Origin of the sequence: Gracilibacillus lacisalsi DSM 19029 (assembly GCF_000377765.1) — a bacterium.
GTDB lineage: Bacteria > Bacillota > Bacilli > Bacillales > Amphibacillaceae > Gracilibacillus > Gracilibacillus lacisalsi.
Genome location: NZ_KB898663.1, coordinates 318,961 through 339,047, shown reverse-complemented (window position 1 = coordinate 339,047; position 20,087 = coordinate 318,961). Strand labels below are relative to the sequence as shown.

The following is a 20,087-nucleotide window of genomic DNA, read 5'->3' as shown; positions in this document are numbered from 1 at the left end:
TGACAACATGCGAATGGTGTTTCGATGGTTTGGTGAGGGGAATGATAGTGTAACATTATCTCAAATTAAACAAATCCCCGGAGTGGAGGGTATTGTTTGGGCATTGCATGATATTCCTCCAGGTGAAATATGGCCAAAAGACCGCATCTATGAAGTGAAGCAACAAGTAGAGCGTTATGGATTACACCTAGATGTTGTGGAGAGTGTCAATATTCATGAATCTATTAAACTAGGGAGAGCAGACCGTGATCGATATATTACGAATTATATAGAAACGATCAAAAATTTAGCGGCAGTAAATGTAAAAGTTATTTGTTATAATTTCATGCCAGTATTTGATTGGGTAAGAACCGATTTATTTGGTTCCTTACCTGATCAATCAACAGCACTTTTTTATGAAAAGGCAAAAGTGACAGATATGGATCCATTAGAATTAGTCGAAAAAATTGCTGCAAATCCTGATTATACGATGCCTGGCTGGGAACCGGAACGATTAGAGACACTAAAGGATTTATTTGCAGCCTATCAGCACGTTACAGAAGATGATTTAATCGATCATCTACGTTACTTTTTGCAAAAAGTCATTCCAGTATGTGAAGAGTATGATATCAAATTAGCGATTCATCCAGATGATCCGCCATGGGAAATCTTCGGCCTTCCGCGGATAGTGACAACGCAAGAGCGCCTTCGGAACATTATGCGTCTAGTGCCAAGCAAGTATAATGGGATTACTTTATGTTCAGGTGCATTAGGAGTTCGAAGAGATAATGATATCGTCTCGATGATCCATGAGTTTCAAGATCGTATTCATTTTGCTCATATTCGTAATGTGAAATTATTTGATAATGGTAATTTTATTGAAACATCTCACCGAACAAATGATGGTTCAATTGGCATTGATGAGATTGTCAGAGCCTATCATGATATTAACTTTACGGGCTACACAAGGCCAGATCATGGTCGGCATATTTGGGATGAACAGTGTAGACCAGGTTATGGGCTATATGATCGAGCGCTTGGGATTATGTATTTATGGGGATTATGGGATGCTTACCAATTAGTCAAAGGAAAGGATGAATCAGATGTTACCAATCCATTCGAACTTAAGAAATAAAGTAGCTGTCGTTACTGGAGGTGGCGGTGTCCTGTGTGGGGCAATGGCAAAGGAATTAGCACGTCAGGGCATGAAGGTAGCCGTATTAAATCGCACTTACGAAAAAGCAGAAAAGGTAGTCGATGATATCAAAGAACAAGGTGGAGAAGCGTTGGCAATTGGCTGTGATGTACTCGATCGAGCAGCGGTGATGAGAGCTGAAGAAAAAATATTTCAAGCATACGGAGCCTGTGACGTTCTGATAAATGGTGCAGGAGGTAACCATCCTGACGGTACAACAGCAAGTGAAAAGTTTGAAAAAGAAGAATTGTTAGACCCCTCCATCCGCACATTTTTTGATATGACAACAGAAGGCTTCTCATCGGTATTTAACCTTAATTTTATCGGTTCCTTAATTCCGACACAAGTTTTTGCTGAGCGAATGGTGGAACGGAAAACGACGGTTATCAACATCTCATCCATGAGTGCACCAAGTCCGATGACAAAAGTTCCGGCGTACAGTGCGGCCAAAGCTGCGATAAATAATTTTACCCAATGGCTTGCAGTGCATATGGCGGAAGCGAATGTACGTGTCAATGCAATTGCTCCCGGCTTCTTTTTAACAGATCAAAACAGACCGCTTTTAACAAATGAAGATGGTTCACCAACACCACGTATGCAAAAAATCATTGATCATACACCAATGCGGCGTCTAGGATCGCCAGAAGATTTATTAGGAACATTGCTTTGGCTTGTTGATGAAGAAGCAAGTGGTTTTGTAACCGGTACTTGTATTCAAGTTGATGGCGGATTTATGGCATATAGTGGGGTGTAATCATGCAAGATGTCATTACGATTGGTGAATCAATGGTTGTGTTCACTCCGGTATCAAGTCCAATGATGCGTTATGCAGAGACCTTTTCCAAAAATGTAGGTGGAGCCGAGACGAATGTAGCAATTGGTCTTGCTCGCCTTGGGCATAACGTAGGCTGGGTTAGTAAGCTAGGAAAAGATGAATTTGGTACATATATTTTAAATACGGTGCGTGGAGAAGGAGTCGATGTCAGCCAAGTTAAACAAGATCCAGTTTTTCCGACAGGGCTTTATTTTAAAGAAATTCGCCATGCTGATGATATCCGTGTCAGTTATTATCGCAAAGGATCGGCAGCCAGTACTTTACAAACAGATGATATTGATGAAGCATATATAAAAAATGCCAAATATCTTCACGTAACCGGAATAACGCCAGCCTTGAGCGAATCTGCTTACCATACTGTGATTCAAATGATGAAACTAGCTCGTAAACACGAGGTGAAAGTTGTTTTTGACCCGAATTTAAGACGAAAACTATGGTCAGAACAAAAAGCAAGAACTGTGCTAACAGAAATGGTGGCGTTATCAGATATTGTTTTACCAGGCTTAGAAGAGGCGGACTTCTTATTTGATGAAACAGATCCAGAGCAGGTAGCCGATCAATTTTTAGCTAATGGCTGTGAAACAGTTATTATTAAGCTTGGAGAAAAAGGTGCGTATTTTAAGGCTAAAAATGAAAGCGGATATATCGAGGGGTTTCCGGTTCCACAAGTGATCGACCCTGTCGGAGCGGGTGATGGCTTCGTGGCAGGATTTTTATCCGGTATGCTTGATCAACTTCTGTTAAGCGATGCCGTCAAGCGTGCGAATGCGGTAGGGGCGATGCAAACACAAGTAAAAGGTGATTACGAAGGATTACCAGATCAAGAAGCGTTACATCAATTTATGTTCCAGCAAGATAATATCGATGTCAAAAGGTAGGTTGAATACAAATGACTGTATTACAAAGGATGTTAGACACTGGTGTAGTAGCGGTAATGCGCAAAACCACACCTGAAACAATTATTCCGATTGCACAAGCATTACGTGATGGTGGGGTAACATCGCTTGAAATAACCGTGGAAACACCTAAAGTGTTAACACTTATAGAGAAAGTAAAAGATGAATTAGGTGACGAGGTAATGGTTGGAGCAGGTACTGTACTTGATGCAGAAACAGCACGTGCAGCCTTAATGGCTGGTGCATCTTTTATTTTCTCGCCAACAGTAAGAGAAGAAACAATTGAAATGACGAAACGATATGGAGCTGTATCTGTAGCAGGTGCCTTTACACCGACTGAAATTTTAACAGCCTATGAAAAAGGGGCAGATATGATTAAAGTCTTTCCTGCTAGTGTAGTAGGGCCGAGATTTTTTAAAGATATCAAAGGTCCGCTTCCACATATTCCCTTAATGCCTACTGGTGGCGTCGATATCAATAATACTAGTGACTACATCAAGGCGGGAGCTGTTGCCGTAGGAGCTGGGAGCACATTAGTTAGACAGGCCGATCAGATTACAGACAACTATTTAGCTGATTTAACCAATAAAGCAAAAGCATTTATCGAAGCGGTGGAGAAAGGAAGGAACGGAAGATGACCACAATTCAGGTGAAAAGAGAAAGTGAAGCTATTTTTTCGGATAATTGGAAGAAATGTATCGGTACTGGTCGCTTAGGGTTAGCTTTACAACAGGAATATTTGGAGCACTTAAAAACAGTACAAGAAGAAATCGGCTTTTCCTATATAAGAGGTCATGGTCTGCTACATGATGATATCGGGATTTACCGAGAGATCGAAATTGATGGGGAGAAGCGGCCTTTTTATAACTTTACCTATATTGATCGTATTTTCGATTCATTTCTAGAGCTTGGCCTAAAGCCATTCATTGAAATTGGATTTATGCCAAAATTATTAGCTTCTGATCATCAAACGATTTTTGCCTGGGAAGGCAATGTCACACCACCAAATGATTATCAAAAATGGGAAGACTTAATCAAAGCAGTAACACAACACTTTATCGACCGTTATGGTAGAGAAGAAGTGTTAACATGGCCGTTCGAAATCTGGAATGAACCGAATCTTGTGAATTTTTGGAAAGATGCTGACAAAGAAGAATATTTTAAATTATATCAAGTGACCGCGAATGCGATTAAATCAGTTGATCAGCAGATCCAAGTAGGAGGACCGGCAATTTGTGGTGGATCAGATGAATGGATTACAGACTTTTTGACCTTTTGTAAAAACGAAAACGTGCCTGTTGATTTTGTTTCACGCCATGCCTACACATCACGTTCACCACATAAAGTAACAGCAGATTATTACTATCAAGAACTTGCTGAACCAGATAAGATGTTAGCAGAGTTTAAAAATGTTAGACAGCTGATTAAAGACTCCGATTTTCCTGATCTACCTTTTCATATCACGGAATACAATACATCCTACAGTCCGATAAATCCGGTTCATGATACAACGTTAAATGCTGCCTATTTAGCAAAGATTTTAAGTGAAGGTGGCGATCATGTTGATTCCTTCTCGTATTGGACATTCAGTGATATTTTCGAGGAACTAGATGTACCGAAAGCGCAATTTCATGGAGGTTTTGGCTTGATGGGCTTAGGTCATGTACGAAAGCCAACCTATCATCTGTTTGCCTTTTTTAATCGATTAGGCAGTAAGGTATTATATCGAGATGATCACATCCTTGTCACGGAAAAGAAAGATGGGAGTATTTCGGTTGTTGTCTGGAATTTAGTGATGGAGAAAGGTGATGATCATAATCGTGTAATAAACATTCAATTGCCTTTAGCTAACGGGAAGTATTTTGTCTATTCTAAATCAATCAGTGAAAAACATGCCAATCCATGGCGAGTATGGCAAGAGATGGGGCGACCGCGTTTTCCATCAAAAGCACAAGTGGAAACATTAAAACAAAGTGCAGTACCACTATTTGAATCCTTTCAAAAGCATGCTAACGATGTAGGATTACAACTAGACCTTCAATTAACAAAAAATGAAGTAAAATTAATTGAAGTAGAATTATTGAAGAATGAAACACCTTCGTACCCAGGGCTGGATGATAGCTTGATTGATTCATATTCATAAAGTAATCCGGTGTGCATCAAGGAGATCACACCGGATTTCCAATTAATAGTTCCAGAAGTGTTTCGCAATAAACAAAGGCGATTTCGCAATAAAGGAGCATCGTTTCGCAATAAACAAAGTGGATTTCGCAATAAAGGAGCATCATTTCGCAATAAACAAAGGCGATTTCGCAATAAACAAAAGCAGATATCGCATAAAGGCTGTGCAACTTGCAATTCTAACAAGAAATGTTCTATCTTTGAAATTTCAACAAAGGTAACAAATTATACCTTCTGTTTTTCGTGTTACCTTCTGCTTTTAAACCTAAATCTTTTAATATTCTAGTTGCAGTATATTCTGAATCTATTAAAAGGAACCATCTAAGCTGTCTGTTTGTAATGAATTCTCCAAAGAGATAAATGAAATCAATTAAAGCATAGATGTGGCAGTCTCGATTTTTATAGTTACACTTGGGACAGACCCATCCACCGTGTGTGCGTTTCATGACAATAGGTTTACACTTTGGACAAAATACACCACGGCGAATATTGCGTAAATCTATGTGTGTATCCTGTAATAGTTTCAAATTTTTTTCACTATTCAAAGCAAGCAATTCTTTTCCAAGGGTGAGCAATTGATCCATTGTTAGTATATGGTTAGGAAAATCCTTCGAAAGTTTTTTCAGCCGAAATGGTAGTAGTTGAGAAGTGATTATATCTGGATGATCAATCGATAGGTTTACTTTTTTATGTGTGAAAACGACTAAAGTGTGAATAGGAATGGAGTGGTAGCCTAATTTTGACAGTAATGAATGTAGTTGTTCTTTTTGTAAAGCAGCTTGCATGATGGGGTTATCATAAACTTTTCTTCAGTATCTTTCGATTGAATCAGTTGATTGGCATCATTTAGCATTATCTTTCCTATTAGATGCTTAACTTCTATTATCAAAAGAAAGTTCGAAAAAAGGAATAATCCATCCATTTGAAAATGGTGTCTATTATGCTCAAGACGCAAGTTATATAAATCATAATGGGAATGTAATGATGTGAGGTTGATATAATAAGGTAAGCTTTTTTCTCCGAGGTAACCTGCTAGTTCTCGACCGAATGCATCTACAATATCAGGAGGTACTTCGAGGTAACGATCTTGTAGTATTTCTAACTGTAACAATGATTTCGTTTTTTGTGGGGGTTTTAATATCAATGAATCATCTCCTCTCCTAGTGAGTATAACAAAAAAGTCGGAATGAAGCGATAAAAATATCGCTTCATTTCATTTTAAAATAATTTCCATTTGACTTTTTTAGCTTCTTTTAATCTCTCATTCACATTATCCCAATTCACAACATTCCACCAATTTTTTATATAGGATGCTTTATCGTTTTGGTGTTGCAAGTAATAGGCATGTTCCCAAACATCTAGCACTAATAACGGAATAGTGTCCGGTAATTGAAATAATTGATGTTTTTCAAATGATTGGATCGCTAGTTTACCGCTTCTAGGTGACCACAGCAATACTGCCCAACCATTACCTTCTACTGATTCTGCAACATCCGTAAACAACTTTTTAAAGCTATTCCATGAGCCAAAATCTTTTTCGATTTGTTTGAGTATCTCACCAGATGGTTTCTTTTTACTGTTTGGTGTCATGTTATACCAGAAGATGGTGTGCAAATAATGACCGGAACCATTAAATGCTTGTTCTCTTAACCAATGCTTGATCGGATCTTTGCCTTTTTTACCGGAGTATAAGGCTTCTTCAGCTTTATTTAATCCGTCAACATAAGACTGGTGGTGTTTTGTGTGATGTAGACGCATAATTTGTTCACTAATATAAGGTTCCAATGCATTATAAGCATAAGGTAAAGGAGGCAATTTATGCTTACCATAAGGCACACTCTCTCGATTAGAAGAACCTTGTATTTCTTGGATCAAATGTTCACCCTCTGCCCTTAAATCTAACATTCTTTCAGTATTTGCCTCGGCTTCTTCTTGGTCTAATAATTCGTAAATATTTCCTTGCCATTTTTCCACTTGTTTTAAGGCATGCATTTTTTCATCGTCTAAAAGCTCACTCTGTTGAATAGTTTGTTTCAGCTTTTCGCCCCAATTCAACAAGTTTTCAAGATATTCTTTGTATTCTTTATTCATGTCATCACCCCATGTAGCATATGAAAAAAGCCTAAACGGGGTGAATATATTAGGGTACATCTTATTGAAAAATAGTAACGGAGTAAGAAAGGAGAGATAAAGAGCTAACAGCAGCTGGAATAGGGGAGAACCCAATGGAATAGTCAAATGCTCCAGCTGCAGTACAAAGATTAAAAATTAATGCATGATAGGTTCATTCCCAGTTTCCGTAAAAAACTTCTCAATATTAAAGGCAGCCATTCCCATTACGGTAGAATGGTTCTTCAGTTTAGCTACGTTTAACTGAACATCATTCTTGTTAAAACCAATTGCATTTTTTTCAATTCTTTTTTCAATGGCAGGCATAATATACTTTTCTGCTTGGCGTAATGTATTACCGACAACTACTTGTTCAGGATTAAAAATATGAATAATATTAGTAATTCCAACACCTAAATAGTCGCCGACATTTTCTAATAACTGTATTGCTTTTGCGTCACCTTGATCAGCAGCTTCGATCAAGTGATCAACTGTAGTATCTTTAAATCCAGCTTCTTCTGCTTGGTCAAGTAATGCTTGCTCAGAAGCATAAAGCTCCCAACAACCTTGGTTTCCACACCGACAATCTGCACCATCCTTCTCAATTGTCATGTGTCCAAGTTCACCAGAGAACCCTCTTAATCCTTTATATAACTTTCCTTCTAAAATCAAGCCAACACCAATACCGATACTAATACTTGTATAGATTAGCTCACTCGACATTTGTCCGACTCCGTATACTTTTTCACCATATGCTCCTGCATTTGCTTCATTTTCAACCGTAACAGGGACATTGTAGTGGTCAAATAGAATTTTTTGTAGTGGTACTTTTTTCCAACCGAGGTTTGGTGCCAATAAAATTTCGCCTTCCGTTGTGACAACACCTGGTACACCGATACCGATACCGACAATTCCATATTCAGATTCCGGGGCATCGTTCTTTAACCCATCAATTAATTGATATAACAATGCCAATACTTCATCGAAATCTTCCTGGCTGAAGCGGATTTTTTTCTCTGACAAGATATTACCACGAAGATCGGTTAACACACCTAAAATACTTTTAACACCGAGATCAACTGAAATAGTAAATCCAGCAGTTTCATTTAAAAGTAACATCACTGGTCGTCTGCCACCGCTGGATTTACCTGTACCAGATTCATGGATCAATTTCTCATCTATAAGTTCACTTACGAGTGATGAAACAGTTCCTTTGTTTAAACCGGTTACATTTGCGATTGTTGCTCGAGAGATAGGTGCCCTTTCTTGAATAGTTTTTAGAACTAGTGCTTTGTTCTCTTTCTTTACGACATGCTGATTCCACGTTTGACTCAATCTGCTCACTCATCCCTTAACTTAATAAATTATCTTCATTTTAACATAATTTAAAAAATTATTCTATAATCTTTGTTTATTCGCTAGACAAACTTAAGTGTAGTTGCTATAATAATCACGAAATCAAATCCATAATGGATATAACTTGGAGGTATGTATAAATGACATGGTTTGAAAACGTTGACAAAATTAAATATGAAGGCCCGAAGTCAACTAACCCGTTAGCATTTAAATTTTATAATCCGGAAGAGAAGATCAATGGTAAGACAATGGAAGAATTTCTTCGTTTTGGTGTAGCGTACTGGCACACATTTACGGAAGATTTATCAGATCCATTTGGTACAGGTACAGCAATTCGTAACTGGGATAAGTATGATGGTATGGATCGTGCTAAAGCTAGAGTAGAAGCAGCATTTGAATTCTTTGAAAAACTAGGTGTGAAATATTTCTGTTTCCACGACGTTGATATTGCTCCAGAAGGGGCTACACTACGTGAATCAAATCAAAACCTTGATACAATTGTTGAAATGATCAAGGATTATAAGAAAGATAGCGATGTAAAACTGCTTTGGAACACAGCAAACAACTTTACAAATCCACGCTTTGTTCATGGTGCAGCATCTTCTAGCAATGCAGATGTATTCGCATATGCAGCAGCGAAAGTAAAGAAACAATTAGAAATTGGTAAAGAGCTTGGTGGAGAAAACTACGTATTCTGGGGTGGACGTGAAGGTTACGAAACACTCCTTAACACTGATTTAGGATTAGAGCAAGATAATCTTGGACGTTTCTTCCACATGGCAGTAGATTATGCGAAAGAAATCGGCTTTGATGCGCAGTTCTTAATTGAGCCAAAACCAAAAGAGCCAACAACACACCAATATGACTTTGATTCTCAATCGGCACATGCATTCTTATTAAAGTATGGACTAGAGGATCATTTCAAATTAAATATTGAAGCAAACCACGCGACACTTGCTGGTCATACATTCGAACACGAGCTTCGTTATGCACGTGTTAACGGCTTACTAGGATCTGTGGATGCTAACCAAGGTGACCCATTATTAGGTTGGGATACAGATGAGTTCCCTGCAGATATCTATTCTACAACATTAGCAATGTATGAAATCATCAAAAACGGTGGACTTGGATCTGGTGGTCTAAACTTCGATGCCAAAGTACGTCGTGGTTCATTTGAACAAGACGACCTATTCCTTGCACATATTGCAGGTATGGATCACTTTGCAGTTGGTTACAAAGTAGCAAACAAATTAGTTGAAGACCAAGTATTTGAAAAAATCATTGATGACCGTTATGCAAGCTTTAAAGAAGGTATCGGTAAAGATATCGTAGAAGGTAAAGCAGACTTCAAATCACTAGAAGAACATGCACTAAACCTAAAAGAAATCAAAAATAAATCAGGTCGCTTAGAATTAATCAAAGCAAGGATCAATCAATACTTATTAAACGCATACGCTGATCAATAAGATAAGCAGTAAGAAGAAGACTTAGCTGAGCTTGTGCATAGCTAAGTCTTCACTTCGATATAGGAGTTGTATTGGTTGCGAATTATAACCAAAAGGAGAGGTGTCGCTGTGAGTTATGTAATCGGTGTCGATCTCGGCACAAGTGCAGTTAAGCTGCTATTAGTTAATAAAGCTGGTGAAGTAGTTCAGGAAGTTTCCAAGGATTATCCACTGATTCAAGAGAAAACTGGTTATTCCGAGCAAAAGCCGGAAGATTGGGTAGAACAAACAGTAGCTGGGCTTACAGAGCTTGTTCAACAATTTGATGGAGATGTTTCTGACATTGAAGGTTTAAGCTTTTCCGGCCAAATGCACGGATTAGTCTTACTGGATGAAAATAACCAAGTGTTGCGAAATGCAATTCTTTGGAATGATACACGTACAACTTCACAATGCGCGGAAATTTACCAAAAAGTAGGCAAAGAAAAATTTATTGATATTACGAAAAACTTAGCATTAGAAGGTTTTACCTTACCGAAAATTTTATGGGTGAAAGAACATGAGCCGGAAATCTTTGCGAAAGCAAAAACATTCGTTTTACCTAAGGATTATGTGCGTTACCGCTTAACAGAACAAGTGCATATGGATTACTCTGACGCAGCAGGTACCAGTTTATTAGATGTAGCGAAAAAAGAGTGGAGCAAAGAAATCTGTGAGTTACTTGACTTAGACGTTTCGATCTGTCCACCACTAGTTGATTCACATCACAATGTCGGAAAAATAACGTTAGAGATTGCAACTGAAACTGGATTATCTGCAGATACAGATGTATTTGCTGGTGGAGCGGATAATGCCTGCGGTGCGATCGGCTCAGGTATTTTATCTGAAGGAAAAACTTTTGCTAGTATTGGAACATCTGGTGTGGTACTTTCCTATGAACCAACAGGTGATAAAGACTATAAAGGAAAAGTACACTATTTCAACCATGGTGAACAGGATGCATACTATGCCATGGGTGTTACGTTAGCAGCTGGGCATAGCTTAAATTGGTTTAAAACAACATTTGCAGTAGAGCAAAGCTTTGAAGAGCTGTTAGACGATGTTGGTGAAGTACCTGCTGGTGCAAATGGTTTACTTTTCACGCCTTATCTTGTAGGGGAACGAACACCACATGCTGATTCACAAATTCGCGGTAGCTTTATTGGTATGGACAGTTCCCATACATTGAAGGATTTTGCACGTGCTGTATTAGAAGGAATTACATTTTCCCTTAACGAATCGATTGCGATCTTTAGAGAGAATGGCAAACAAATTGATACGATCTATTCGATTGGTGGTGGAGCGAAGAATCCAGATTGGCTACAGATGCAAGCTGATATCTTCGATGCCAATATTGTCAAATTAAAAAGTGAGCAAGGCCCTGGAATGGGTGCCGCGATGCTTGCTGCCTATGGATCAGGCTGGTATGCTTCATTAAAAGAATGTGCAGATACTATTTTAGAAGATGCTGAGACCTATCAGCCAAATCCAGACAACGTGGAAAAATATAAACAGTTATTTAAGTTGTATCAAGATGTGTATCAACAAACACAGCAATTAAATCAAGATTTGATGGACTTTAGAAAATAATACTAAAAAGCCAAGGGTTAATTTCCTTGGCTTTTTAGTATAATCACAGTATAACACTGCTGATACTTACTATTACCCTATCAATCCATATCCTTATTTATGATGGAAACCACATTTTAAATCTCCCACTTAATGCTAAAAGGCTGAAAAAGTAAAGACAGTTATCATAGTATCTTCTTTTTCCTGTTCTGACGGGTGTATCCCAAAATAGATCAACAGCTTTTTTAGCATGGTCACCGCTTGTCGCTAATGATGCCATAGCATTGGCAGCGATTAGACCAACTGGATGAAGTGCTTTTTCATCAAAAGGTTCTCCGTCAATTTTATACCTTCTGTAATCCTCAGGATCTTTATCAGCAAAGAATGCCTGAATCTTTTCCGCGACGACGACTGGACAAGCATTATCTTGAAACCATTCATAATCTAGTCCAATATTACAGGCAACACGGTAAGAATCGCTGAAGAAATGGCCAAACCCTCTAATATGATTAGGTGAACCATCATAAAAAGCATATTCTGGAGCTAAACCGGTTATCGGATGTGCTGACTTAGCAATATATTGCCTACTAGCGATGGCAGCTTCCTTCCAAAAATCACGATCTTCCTCATAACTCCATAGGGCAAACAATTCATAAAAATGCGGCAAGTGATAAGAGGGATCAGAAAATTCTACGCTAGGAACAAACTTTATCAGTTTGTTCTCTGGATTCCACATTGGATAGCCATCATTATTTTCTCCTTTATGAATACAACGATGTAATAAATCCTTTGCATGCTTACTATATTGATAGATTCCAGTACCGTCACCCCATTGATGGGAAGCGAAAAACAGTGCTAATGCAAAATATTCTTCACCGTCTGGGGCAGGGCCATAAGCATTCTTTGAACCATCTGGAGCACATGACCAGGCAAAGTAGCCGGCATTTTCTCCTTCTTCCATATACATATAAGTCATGGACCACTTCCATAGCCGATCGAAAATATCTTGATCATCCATTTGAACTGCCATCATCATTCCATAGGACATACCTTCTGTTCGAACGTCGTCATTTCCGGTATCAAGCATATAACCTAGGTCATCACCGACAGGAAAATAGATTTGTGTTTCCGGGTGTGAGGAATCAAATAAGAGTTTCCATGTATTCTCTACTTTACGATTGATTAGCTCCTCGTCATACCCATATTCTTTCCATACGTTCCGATAGTTTCTGTTTGTAAATGTAGCTGTGTAACTCATCAAACTCCTCCTTCTGTTGTTCTGCATGGGATACTTATACAATAAAATAGATTAGTGGAGATTTCGTGGGCAAAATAATCACGATAAATCAAAAACCCACTTTTCTTTTGATTCATATTGTACTATAATAAGTATGTCTATCGAATGAACAAAGTATATTTTTTTCTTTGATTTTTAAAGCGTTTTCAAGAGAGGAGGAATCATCATGGCAAAAACAGTGAACTCTAACGGATTTTATCGTTTTTTGGAATGGTTGATGTGGATCATGTATTTAAATTTGTTGTGGGTAATGATGTCACTTGTTGGTTTGATTGTTCTTGGTATATTTCCAGCTACTGCGGCCTTAGTGACTACCATTAGGGAGTGGTGTGTACAAAAGGATGGTATTGCTTTTAACAAAACGTTTTTCAAAGCTTATAAGCACACATTTATCCAATCAAACGTAATCGGTTATCTATTGACGATCATTGGCTATGTTTTATTTGTTGATTTTCAGTGGATTATACAACATACTTCAACCTTTCAATCATTATTTCTGGTCTTATTTATCGTCATTGGGATTATTTACACGATTACGATATTGTACATATTTCCAACCGTTGCACATTTCGACTTATCGATACGGCAAACATTTAAGCATGCGATTGTATTAGGATTATTCAGCCCATTGGTTACGATAGCAATGTTTGTTGCTTTATTTTTACTGCAATATGTATGGAGGTTTATTCCTGGTCTACTCCCTGTAGTTGGTGTCAGCTTCACTTTTTATATTGTCACTCGAGCAGCGATATTTGCCTTTGAAAGCTTTGAAAACAGGCAGCAAAGCTTATTAGAGAAAGAATATGTGAAAGGGGAGAAGAAGCATGCATAAAGTCTATTTGGTCGATGATGATGTCTTTGTTCGTAAAGGAATCAAAACATTGATAGATTGGGAATCATATGGCTTTACAGTCTGCGGGGAAGCAGGAAATGGAGAAGATGCATTGGCGGAAATAAAGGAACTTCAGCCAGACCTTGTGTTAACCGATATCAGAATGCCTGTCTTAGATGGTTTAGATTTAATTAAACTTGCGAAAGAAACGATATTTCAATCTCCTTATTTTATTGTTATTAGTGGGTATAACGATTTTAAATATGCACAGCGCGCACTTCGTTATGGAGTAAAAGATTTTATTTTGAAACCTGTTGATCAAGATGAAATTCATCAAACATTGGAGAAAATAGCTAATGCGATCGAAGTTGAATATGAAGCCAAACAAATGGAAGATAAAATGGAAACGGTAACAGAATTGAAGACGTTCCTTTTATGTGACAAAGAATGTAATCTGTCAAATGAATGGCAGCATCCTTTCTTAAAAGAGACAGCGTATACATTTATAAAAGTCGAGTTAAACGGATTGAATATCGATTATCAGCAAAGCTTTGAACAATTAGAAAATGTATTGCTTTCGATGGAAGCACAAAATCATTTTATCTGTTTTGAAGATAATATCAATTGTTTTGGCTTAGTAATCAATAACAAATTTTTGTCTGCGAATAATCAAACGCTAGATCAATTTCTCGATGAGTGGCATCGATATGCAGATTTAGATATGCATATTTACTGTGGTGAAACAGTCCAGAAAGTCGAGGACTTAACTACTTCGTATAAGACAGCCAAAAAGTGTGTGCAATTCAAATATTTAGTTGATAAGCCGATTATTACTGCTGCTATGATTACTGAAAAAGATGTGTTTTTCATCGATTTGGATCAGGCCTACTATGACAAAATGATGGAATGTGTAGAAGAAAATAATCATGAAAAGATCGACAAACAATTAAATAAGATGCTACAAGCTTGCAAAGAAATGAAGTTTGCTAAAGATGCTTGGCGAACCATGGTCAATCGTCTCAATCATAAAATTCTTAAATCGATAAAAGAATCAGATGGAAATGAACAGGAAATCGCCAATTTAAAAGAAATGTTAGAGTGGGATCAATATTCTCTAAGTCTTCAGCAATTACAAGTTTTATGGGGAGATTTTATCAAAGATGCGGCCAACATCCTCGCTAAATTAAATCAAAACAATGTGAAAGGAACGATTTATCAAATCAAGAAATACATCCATTCGCATTACGATCAACCGATAACACTAAAATCGATTGCGAACAAATTTTTTATGAATCCGGTATACATGGGGCAATTGTTTAAAAAAACTTATGGTGTTTATTTTAAGGATTACATCTTAACGGTAAGAATGGATGAAGCTAAGAAACTCCTACGAACTACCGATTTAAAAGTGTATGAAGTGGCAGAAAATGTCGGATTTAATAATCCGGATTATTTTGTTACCCAATTTGAAAAGATTGTTGGAACCACTCCGTCACAATATCGAAAAAAATTAATGGATCGAATCAGCTAGAAGGGTTCCTATGAAAAAAATTCACTTAAATGATATTCGCATTCGCAATAAATTATTATTAATCTATATGTTTTCCGTATTTTTACCGATTGTACTCACGAATGTTATCTTCTATAATGTAACATCTGAAAATGTCCGTACCCAAAAAATACATGATAATGAACTTGCGTTACGGCAAGTGGCAAATAGCTTTAAACAAGGAGTTGAGGATGCTGTCGGAATAGCATCCGTTCTTTATGCCGATGCGTTTGTCTATCAACTATTAGATACTACGTATGAGTCACCGGTAGATTTTATCTTAGCATATAATAATAATTTTCGAGACATTAATAAATATACACCAGTATATTCTTCGATTCGTTCCATTTATTTATATACAGACAATCCGACAGTCATTACAGCAGGTGGAGTATTTGCGATTGATGATTCAGTAAAGGAGTCACATTGGTATCAATCAACACTTGAAACGAGAAAAAAATACCCAGTTGTAACAAGGAGTACTGCAGAAAATGGTGATCTAAGCCAATTTGTCGTCGTAAGAGCTTTAGACTCAAGTGATACTTCATCACACGAAAAGGTTATTATGATTAATTTAAATGATCGTTTTATTCATCAGCTGTTCGCAAATGAAACATTTGAGGGAGATATCTATTTGTTAAATGAGGAAAATAACATCGAATATACCACGAATGAATCTGTTCCGTGGGAGTCTGAGTATATTGCTTTTGATACTGTTTCGATTCCTAACCATGCTACCGTATTAGATGAATCCTATCCGGTACAATATATAGATGATTGGAAAGTTGTAGGGGTCATGCCTGAAGATCAATTGTTAGCAGAAGTAAGAAAGTCGATTCCGTCTATTTTATATTTAGCGTTATGGAATTTTGTGATCCCGACCTTATTTATCGTTTATATTGCTGGTAATATTCATTTTCGCCTAAACACGATCGTGAAGAAAATGAGAAAAGTCAAAAATCAAAATTTCGAACTAATACCTGGGAAACCTTATAAAGATGAGATTGGAGTATTAACTACCGAATTTAATCGAATGTCCAAGAAGATTAAAGACTTGATTAATGATGTTTACATTGCACGGATTCAGAAAAAAGATTTGCAAATACAAAACAAAGAAACACAATTAAAAGCATTACAAAGTCAAATTAACCCCCATTTTTTATTTAACGTACTGGAAACGATCAGAATGAGAAGTTTATTGAAAAAAGAGGATGAGACGGCTGAAATCATTCGTAATATGGCACAACTGTTAAGAAACTCGATTACATGGGATAAAGACTTTGTAACGGTTAAAGAAGAAGTGCAATTAATCCAAGCATTTCTGGAAATTCAGAAATATCGGTTTGACGATAAAATACAATATAGTATTCATGTAGCTGAATCAGTAGAACATATTTTAATACCAAATATGACGATTATACCTTTCGTCGAAAACGCAAGTATTCATGGAATTGAACCCTTGAAAGCTAAAGGAAAAGTCACGATAGAAATTAAACAAGATGACACACATTTATGTTGTATGATCAAAGACAATGGTATTGGAATCGATGAAAGAAAATATGAGGAAATTTTTGGTTCATTTGATGACGAAGAGATTACTGGCGAAAGTATTGGAATAGCTAATGTTTATCAACGGTTAAAAATGTATTATCAGCATCATTTTGAATTGAAAATTGACAGCCGAAAAAATATAGGAACAATCGTGTATATTAAAATACCGTTAAACAAGAAATTAGAAATGTAGTCTTATTGAAATAAGACTACATTTCCTTTTTGGGGTTTTATCTAATCTGGCTTTATTTTTCAAAGTTTCATCTAAACTTTGATGGGTAACAATCGGAATAACTACAAGTTACAATGAAAGTGCTTACAAAAATAACATCTTGGCAACGAAATACTTTTTTAAAAAAGAAAGGGGAATTAGTTTTATGGATTGGAAAAAGAATGTATGGCTATTAAGTTTACTAGTTGCAGTATGTTTATTAATAGCAGCTTGTAGTGACGATAGCGAGGAAACAGGTTCTTCAGATAGTGATTCTGATGCAACTGAGGAGTCGGGTAATGAAGAAAACGAAGAAAGTGATGGCGAGATTTACACTTACGATTTCTTTGACGCATCTGGTCCTGGAGAGGATATCAATACTTCAGAGACTACTTTAGGGAAAATGTTTGAAGAAGAAACAGGAGTTAACTTCGATATTGAGCACATTGTTGGTGACGTAAATCAAAAAATTGGAACGATGATTGCAAGTGGTGAATATCCGGAACTATTAAATGCTGAACAATCAACTGATGCTGTTATTGATGCTGGAGGATTTATTCCGTTGAATGACCTTCTTGAAGAGCACGCTCCAAATATTATGGAAATGTATGGTCCGTATTTAGAATTAATGAAACGTGATGACGGAAATATTTATGTTATTTCATCCGGGGCAGCGCATGATTTTGCAAAACCAGCAAACGTAGAGCAAGGTGCTTGGTGGATTAAACGTGATGTTTTAAAAGAATTAGATTATCCCAAACCAGAAACGTTAGATGAATATTTCGATATTATTGAAGAATACACAGAGGCAAATCCACAAATTGATGGAGCAGATACAATTGGTTTTACAGCACTAACACATGATTGGCGATTCTTTGCTTTATCGAATCAGCCAATGCACTTAGCAGGGTATCCAAATGATGGTGGTATTTTTGTTGATATGGATACACACGAGGCAACGGTATACAACAATAAACCAGAAACAGAACGTTGGTTAAAGAAATTGAACGAAATAAACTCAAAAGGTTTATTTGATCAGGAAGCATTTACCCAAAATTATGATGAATATTTAGCAAAGCTAACAACTGGACGTGTAGTAGGTTTCTTTGATTATCGTTGGCAAGTTGGAGACGCAATGAACACGCTTCAAGAAGATGATGATCCATATAATGATTATATGGCATTCCCTGTAGTATTTGAAGAAGGTGTGAAAGACCAATATTTAGATCCTATAGGATTTACTGCTTCTCCAGGTATGGGAATTACAACAGGTACGTCTGAAGAAGATCAAATTCGTATCATCAAATATTTAGATCACATTGCAAAAGAAGAGGTACAAAAGTTGGTTACATGGGGTATTGAAGGAGAGACGTATGAAGTAGGTGATGATGGTCGTTATTATCGTACAGAAGAACAAATCGAACAAACAAGAAGTACTGAGTTCCGTGATGAATTCGGGTTCAGCTACTTTGAATGGGGCTGGCCTCGTATGAATGGTTTGTATGAAGATGGCAATGCCGTAGAACCTCCTAAACAACCAGAAGTAGCAAGTATGATGTATGACGATGGTGATAAAGAGTTTCTTGAGGCATATGATATTGAAACCTTTACGGAGTTGTTCTCTGAGCCTGATCCAAGACCATGGTTCCCAGCTTGGGATACTCCAATTGAAACAGGTTCTCAAGCTCAGTTATATGAACAGCAATTAGATGATTTAATGAAACGGAAGTTCCCTGAAATTGTTTTTGCTGACTCAAGTGACTTTGATGCTCAGTGGAGTAGTTATTTAGATGAATTTGAAGGTCTTCCGTATGAAGAATACGAAGAAGTTATCACAGACTCAGTTAAGAGAAAAGTAGAGCTTGTAGAACAATAAATATTTAAAAAGAAGGCTGATTATTCAGCCTTCTATAGTTATAAAATGATATTGCTAACCTTTTTGTTTTCGGACCATTCAGTTAAGAATAACAATTCTCTTGATGATATTGTTCATTAGGCGAACATTTACCGTTTGCCTGATGGTCCGAAAGCATAGAAATATTTATACAGTGAGTGATAAGGGGGATAATCTATGCAATCAGAATCCAGTATTAAAACAAAAACAATGTCACAAGCAGATGATGATAAAGGTCTGAAAGGATTTCTAAAGAAATGCAAACAACAACAAGCACTTCTTTGGATGACTGTACCTTTTGTTATTTGGGTGTTTATCTTTAAATATTTACCGGTATGGGGCTGGACCATGGCCTTTCAAGATTATAAACCAGCATTAAGTTTTACCGATCAGGAATGGGTAGGGTTTAAACATTTCCTGTTTTTATTCACGGATGATCGTTTTCTTGGTGTACTACGAAATACATTAGCACAAAGTTTAATCAATCTTGTATTAGGGTTTATTACAGCAATCACACTAGCGGTACTAATTAATGAATTATCTAATATGAAATTTAAACGAGTAGTTCAAACGATTAGTTATCTGCCACACTTTTTATCCTGGGTAGTGGCTGCAGCGTTAGTTTCTTCTGTGCTATCTATTGAAGGTATCGTTAACGAGGTGCTAATGGGATTAGGACTTATTGACAAAGAAATTCTATGGTTAGGTGTAGGTGAATACTTCTGGGGGATTTTAGGTGCTGCGGAAACGTGGAAAAATGTCGGATGGAACGCGATTATCTATTTGGCTGCTATTTCCATGATCGATCAGGAGCAATATGAAGCAGCGAAAATTGATGGAGCTTCCCGGATTCAGCGAATTTTACATATTACAATTCCTGGTATGAAGTCAGTTATTATTGTCCTTTTAATTATGAATATTGGTTATATTTTAGAAGCTGGTTTTGAACCTCAATATTTATTAGGAAATGGTCAAAACGTCGAATACTCAGAAAATATCGATGTATTTGTAATTAAATATGGTATATCGATGTTTAACTTCTCATTGGCGACCGCAGCAGGTATGTTCAAAACAGTGATCAGCTTTATATTCCTAATTGCAGCCAATTCATTATCAAAGAAAATGGGTCAAGGTGGACTTTACTAGGAG

General features: G+C 37.0%; 17 protein-coding genes. 12 read left to right on the top strand and 5 right to left on the bottom strand.

Annotation, left to right across the window (positions count from 1 at the left end):
* Positions 1-7 precede the first annotated feature (7 nt).
* Genes uxuA through D569_RS0104105 form a run of 5 tightly spaced genes read left to right on the top strand, consistent with a single transcriptional unit; the run spans position 8 to position 5,048 of the window.
* Positions 8-1,114 (top strand): mannonate dehydratase, encoded by a 1,107-nt coding sequence (gene uxuA / locus D569_RS0104125; RefSeq protein WP_018931135.1) that lies wholly within the window; start codon positions 8-10, stop codon positions 1,112-1,114.
* Positions 1,083-1,928, top strand: coding sequence for an SDR family oxidoreductase (locus D569_RS0104120; protein ID WP_018931134.1), 846 nt, complete (start codon positions 1,083-1,085; stop codon positions 1,926-1,928). The genes uxuA and D569_RS0104120 overlap by 32 nt, the downstream gene beginning before the upstream one ends.
* A gap of 2 nt (positions 1,929-1,930) precedes the next feature.
* A complete protein-coding gene (locus D569_RS0104115) occupies positions 1,931-2,887 on the top strand; it encodes a sugar kinase (protein ID WP_018931133.1) in 957 nt (318 codons plus the stop codon).
* Between the two features lie 11 nt (positions 2,888-2,898).
* Complete coding sequence (locus tag D569_RS0104110; RefSeq protein WP_018931132.1) at positions 2,899-3,543, top strand: bifunctional 4-hydroxy-2-oxoglutarate aldolase/2-dehydro-3-deoxy-phosphogluconate aldolase; 645 nt, start codon at positions 2,899-2,901, stop codon at positions 3,541-3,543.
* Complete coding sequence (locus D569_RS0104105; protein WP_018931131.1) at positions 3,540-5,048, top strand: GH39 family glycosyl hydrolase; 1,509 nt, start codon at positions 3,540-3,542, stop codon at positions 5,046-5,048. The genes D569_RS0104110 and D569_RS0104105 overlap by 4 nt, the downstream gene beginning before the upstream one ends.
* 232 nt (positions 5,049-5,280) lie before the next feature.
* Here the strand turns inward: D569_RS0104105 and D569_RS0104100 are convergent, their stop codons facing one another.
* From D569_RS0104100 to D569_RS0104085, 4 genes are all read right to left on the bottom strand, one after another.
* The gene (locus tag D569_RS0104100) at positions 5,281-5,871 is read right to left on the bottom strand and encodes an eL43 family ribosomal protein (RefSeq protein WP_026287212.1); all 591 of its coding nucleotides are present in this window, start codon (positions 5,869-5,871) and stop codon (positions 5,281-5,283) included.
* Positions 5,820-6,230, bottom strand: a complete 411-nt coding sequence (locus D569_RS0104095) for a nuclease-related domain-containing protein (RefSeq protein WP_026287211.1) — start codon at positions 6,228-6,230, stop codon at positions 5,820-5,822. The genes D569_RS0104100 and D569_RS0104095 overlap by 52 nt, the downstream gene beginning before the upstream one ends.
* Positions 6,231-6,304: 74 nt before the next feature.
* Positions 6,305-7,177 carry a superoxide dismutase gene (locus D569_RS0104090; RefSeq protein WP_018931130.1) on the bottom strand — a complete coding sequence of 291 codons (873 nt, stop codon included), beginning with the start codon at positions 7,175-7,177 and terminating at the stop codon, positions 6,305-6,307.
* A gap of 177 nt (positions 7,178-7,354) precedes the next feature.
* Positions 7,355-8,530, bottom strand: a complete 1,176-nt coding sequence (locus tag D569_RS0104085; protein WP_018931129.1) for an ROK family transcriptional regulator — start codon at positions 8,528-8,530, stop codon at positions 7,355-7,357.
* A gap of 161 nt (positions 8,531-8,691) precedes the next feature.
* On the opposite strand from D569_RS0104085, the gene xylA reads away from it, so the two are divergent.
* Positions 8,692-10,017, top strand: a complete 1,326-nt coding sequence (gene xylA, locus D569_RS0104080; protein ID WP_018931128.1) for a xylose isomerase — start codon at positions 8,692-8,694, stop codon at positions 10,015-10,017.
* A gap of 108 nt (positions 10,018-10,125) precedes the next feature.
* On the top strand, positions 10,126-11,625 hold the full coding sequence (gene xylB, locus D569_RS0104075) for a xylulokinase (RefSeq protein ID WP_018931127.1): 1,500 nt from the start codon (positions 10,126-10,128) through the stop codon (positions 11,623-11,625).
* A 97-nt stretch (positions 11,626-11,722) separates the two neighbouring features.
* Here xylB and D569_RS0104070 read toward each other — a convergent pair whose 3' ends face one another.
* Positions 11,723-12,862, bottom strand: a complete 1,140-nt coding sequence (locus tag D569_RS0104070; RefSeq protein ID WP_018931126.1) for a family 8 glycosyl hydrolase — start codon at positions 12,860-12,862, stop codon at positions 11,723-11,725.
* Between the two features lie 205 nt (positions 12,863-13,067).
* Between D569_RS0104070 and D569_RS22480 the strand changes: the two genes are divergently transcribed.
* The 5 genes from D569_RS22480 to D569_RS0104045 all read left to right on the top strand — a co-directional run bounded on the left by D569_RS22480 (position 13,068) and on the right by D569_RS0104045 (position 20,084).
* On the top strand, positions 13,068-13,733 hold the full coding sequence (locus tag D569_RS22480) for a YesL family protein (RefSeq protein WP_018931125.1): 666 nt from the start codon (positions 13,068-13,070) through the stop codon (positions 13,731-13,733).
* On the top strand, positions 13,726-15,264 hold the full coding sequence (locus D569_RS0104060; protein WP_018931124.1) for a response regulator transcription factor: 1,539 nt from the start codon (positions 13,726-13,728) through the stop codon (positions 15,262-15,264). Before D569_RS22480 ends, D569_RS0104060 begins: the two co-directional genes overlap by 8 nt.
* Before the next feature lie 10 nt (positions 15,265-15,274).
* A complete protein-coding gene (locus tag D569_RS0104055) occupies positions 15,275-17,026 on the top strand; it encodes a sensor histidine kinase (RefSeq protein ID WP_018931123.1) in 1,752 nt (583 codons plus the stop codon).
* Between the two features lie 184 nt (positions 17,027-17,210).
* Positions 17,211-18,920: an ABC transporter substrate-binding protein gene (locus D569_RS0104050; RefSeq protein WP_018931122.1), complete on the top strand. Its 1,710-nt coding sequence runs from the start codon at positions 17,211-17,213 to the stop codon at positions 18,918-18,920.
* Positions 18,921-19,115: 195 nt separating this feature from the next.
* Entirely contained in the window at positions 19,116-20,084 is a 969-nt protein-coding gene (locus D569_RS0104045) for an ABC transporter permease (protein ID WP_018931121.1), read from the top strand.
* Positions 20,085-20,087: the final 3 nt, after the last annotated feature.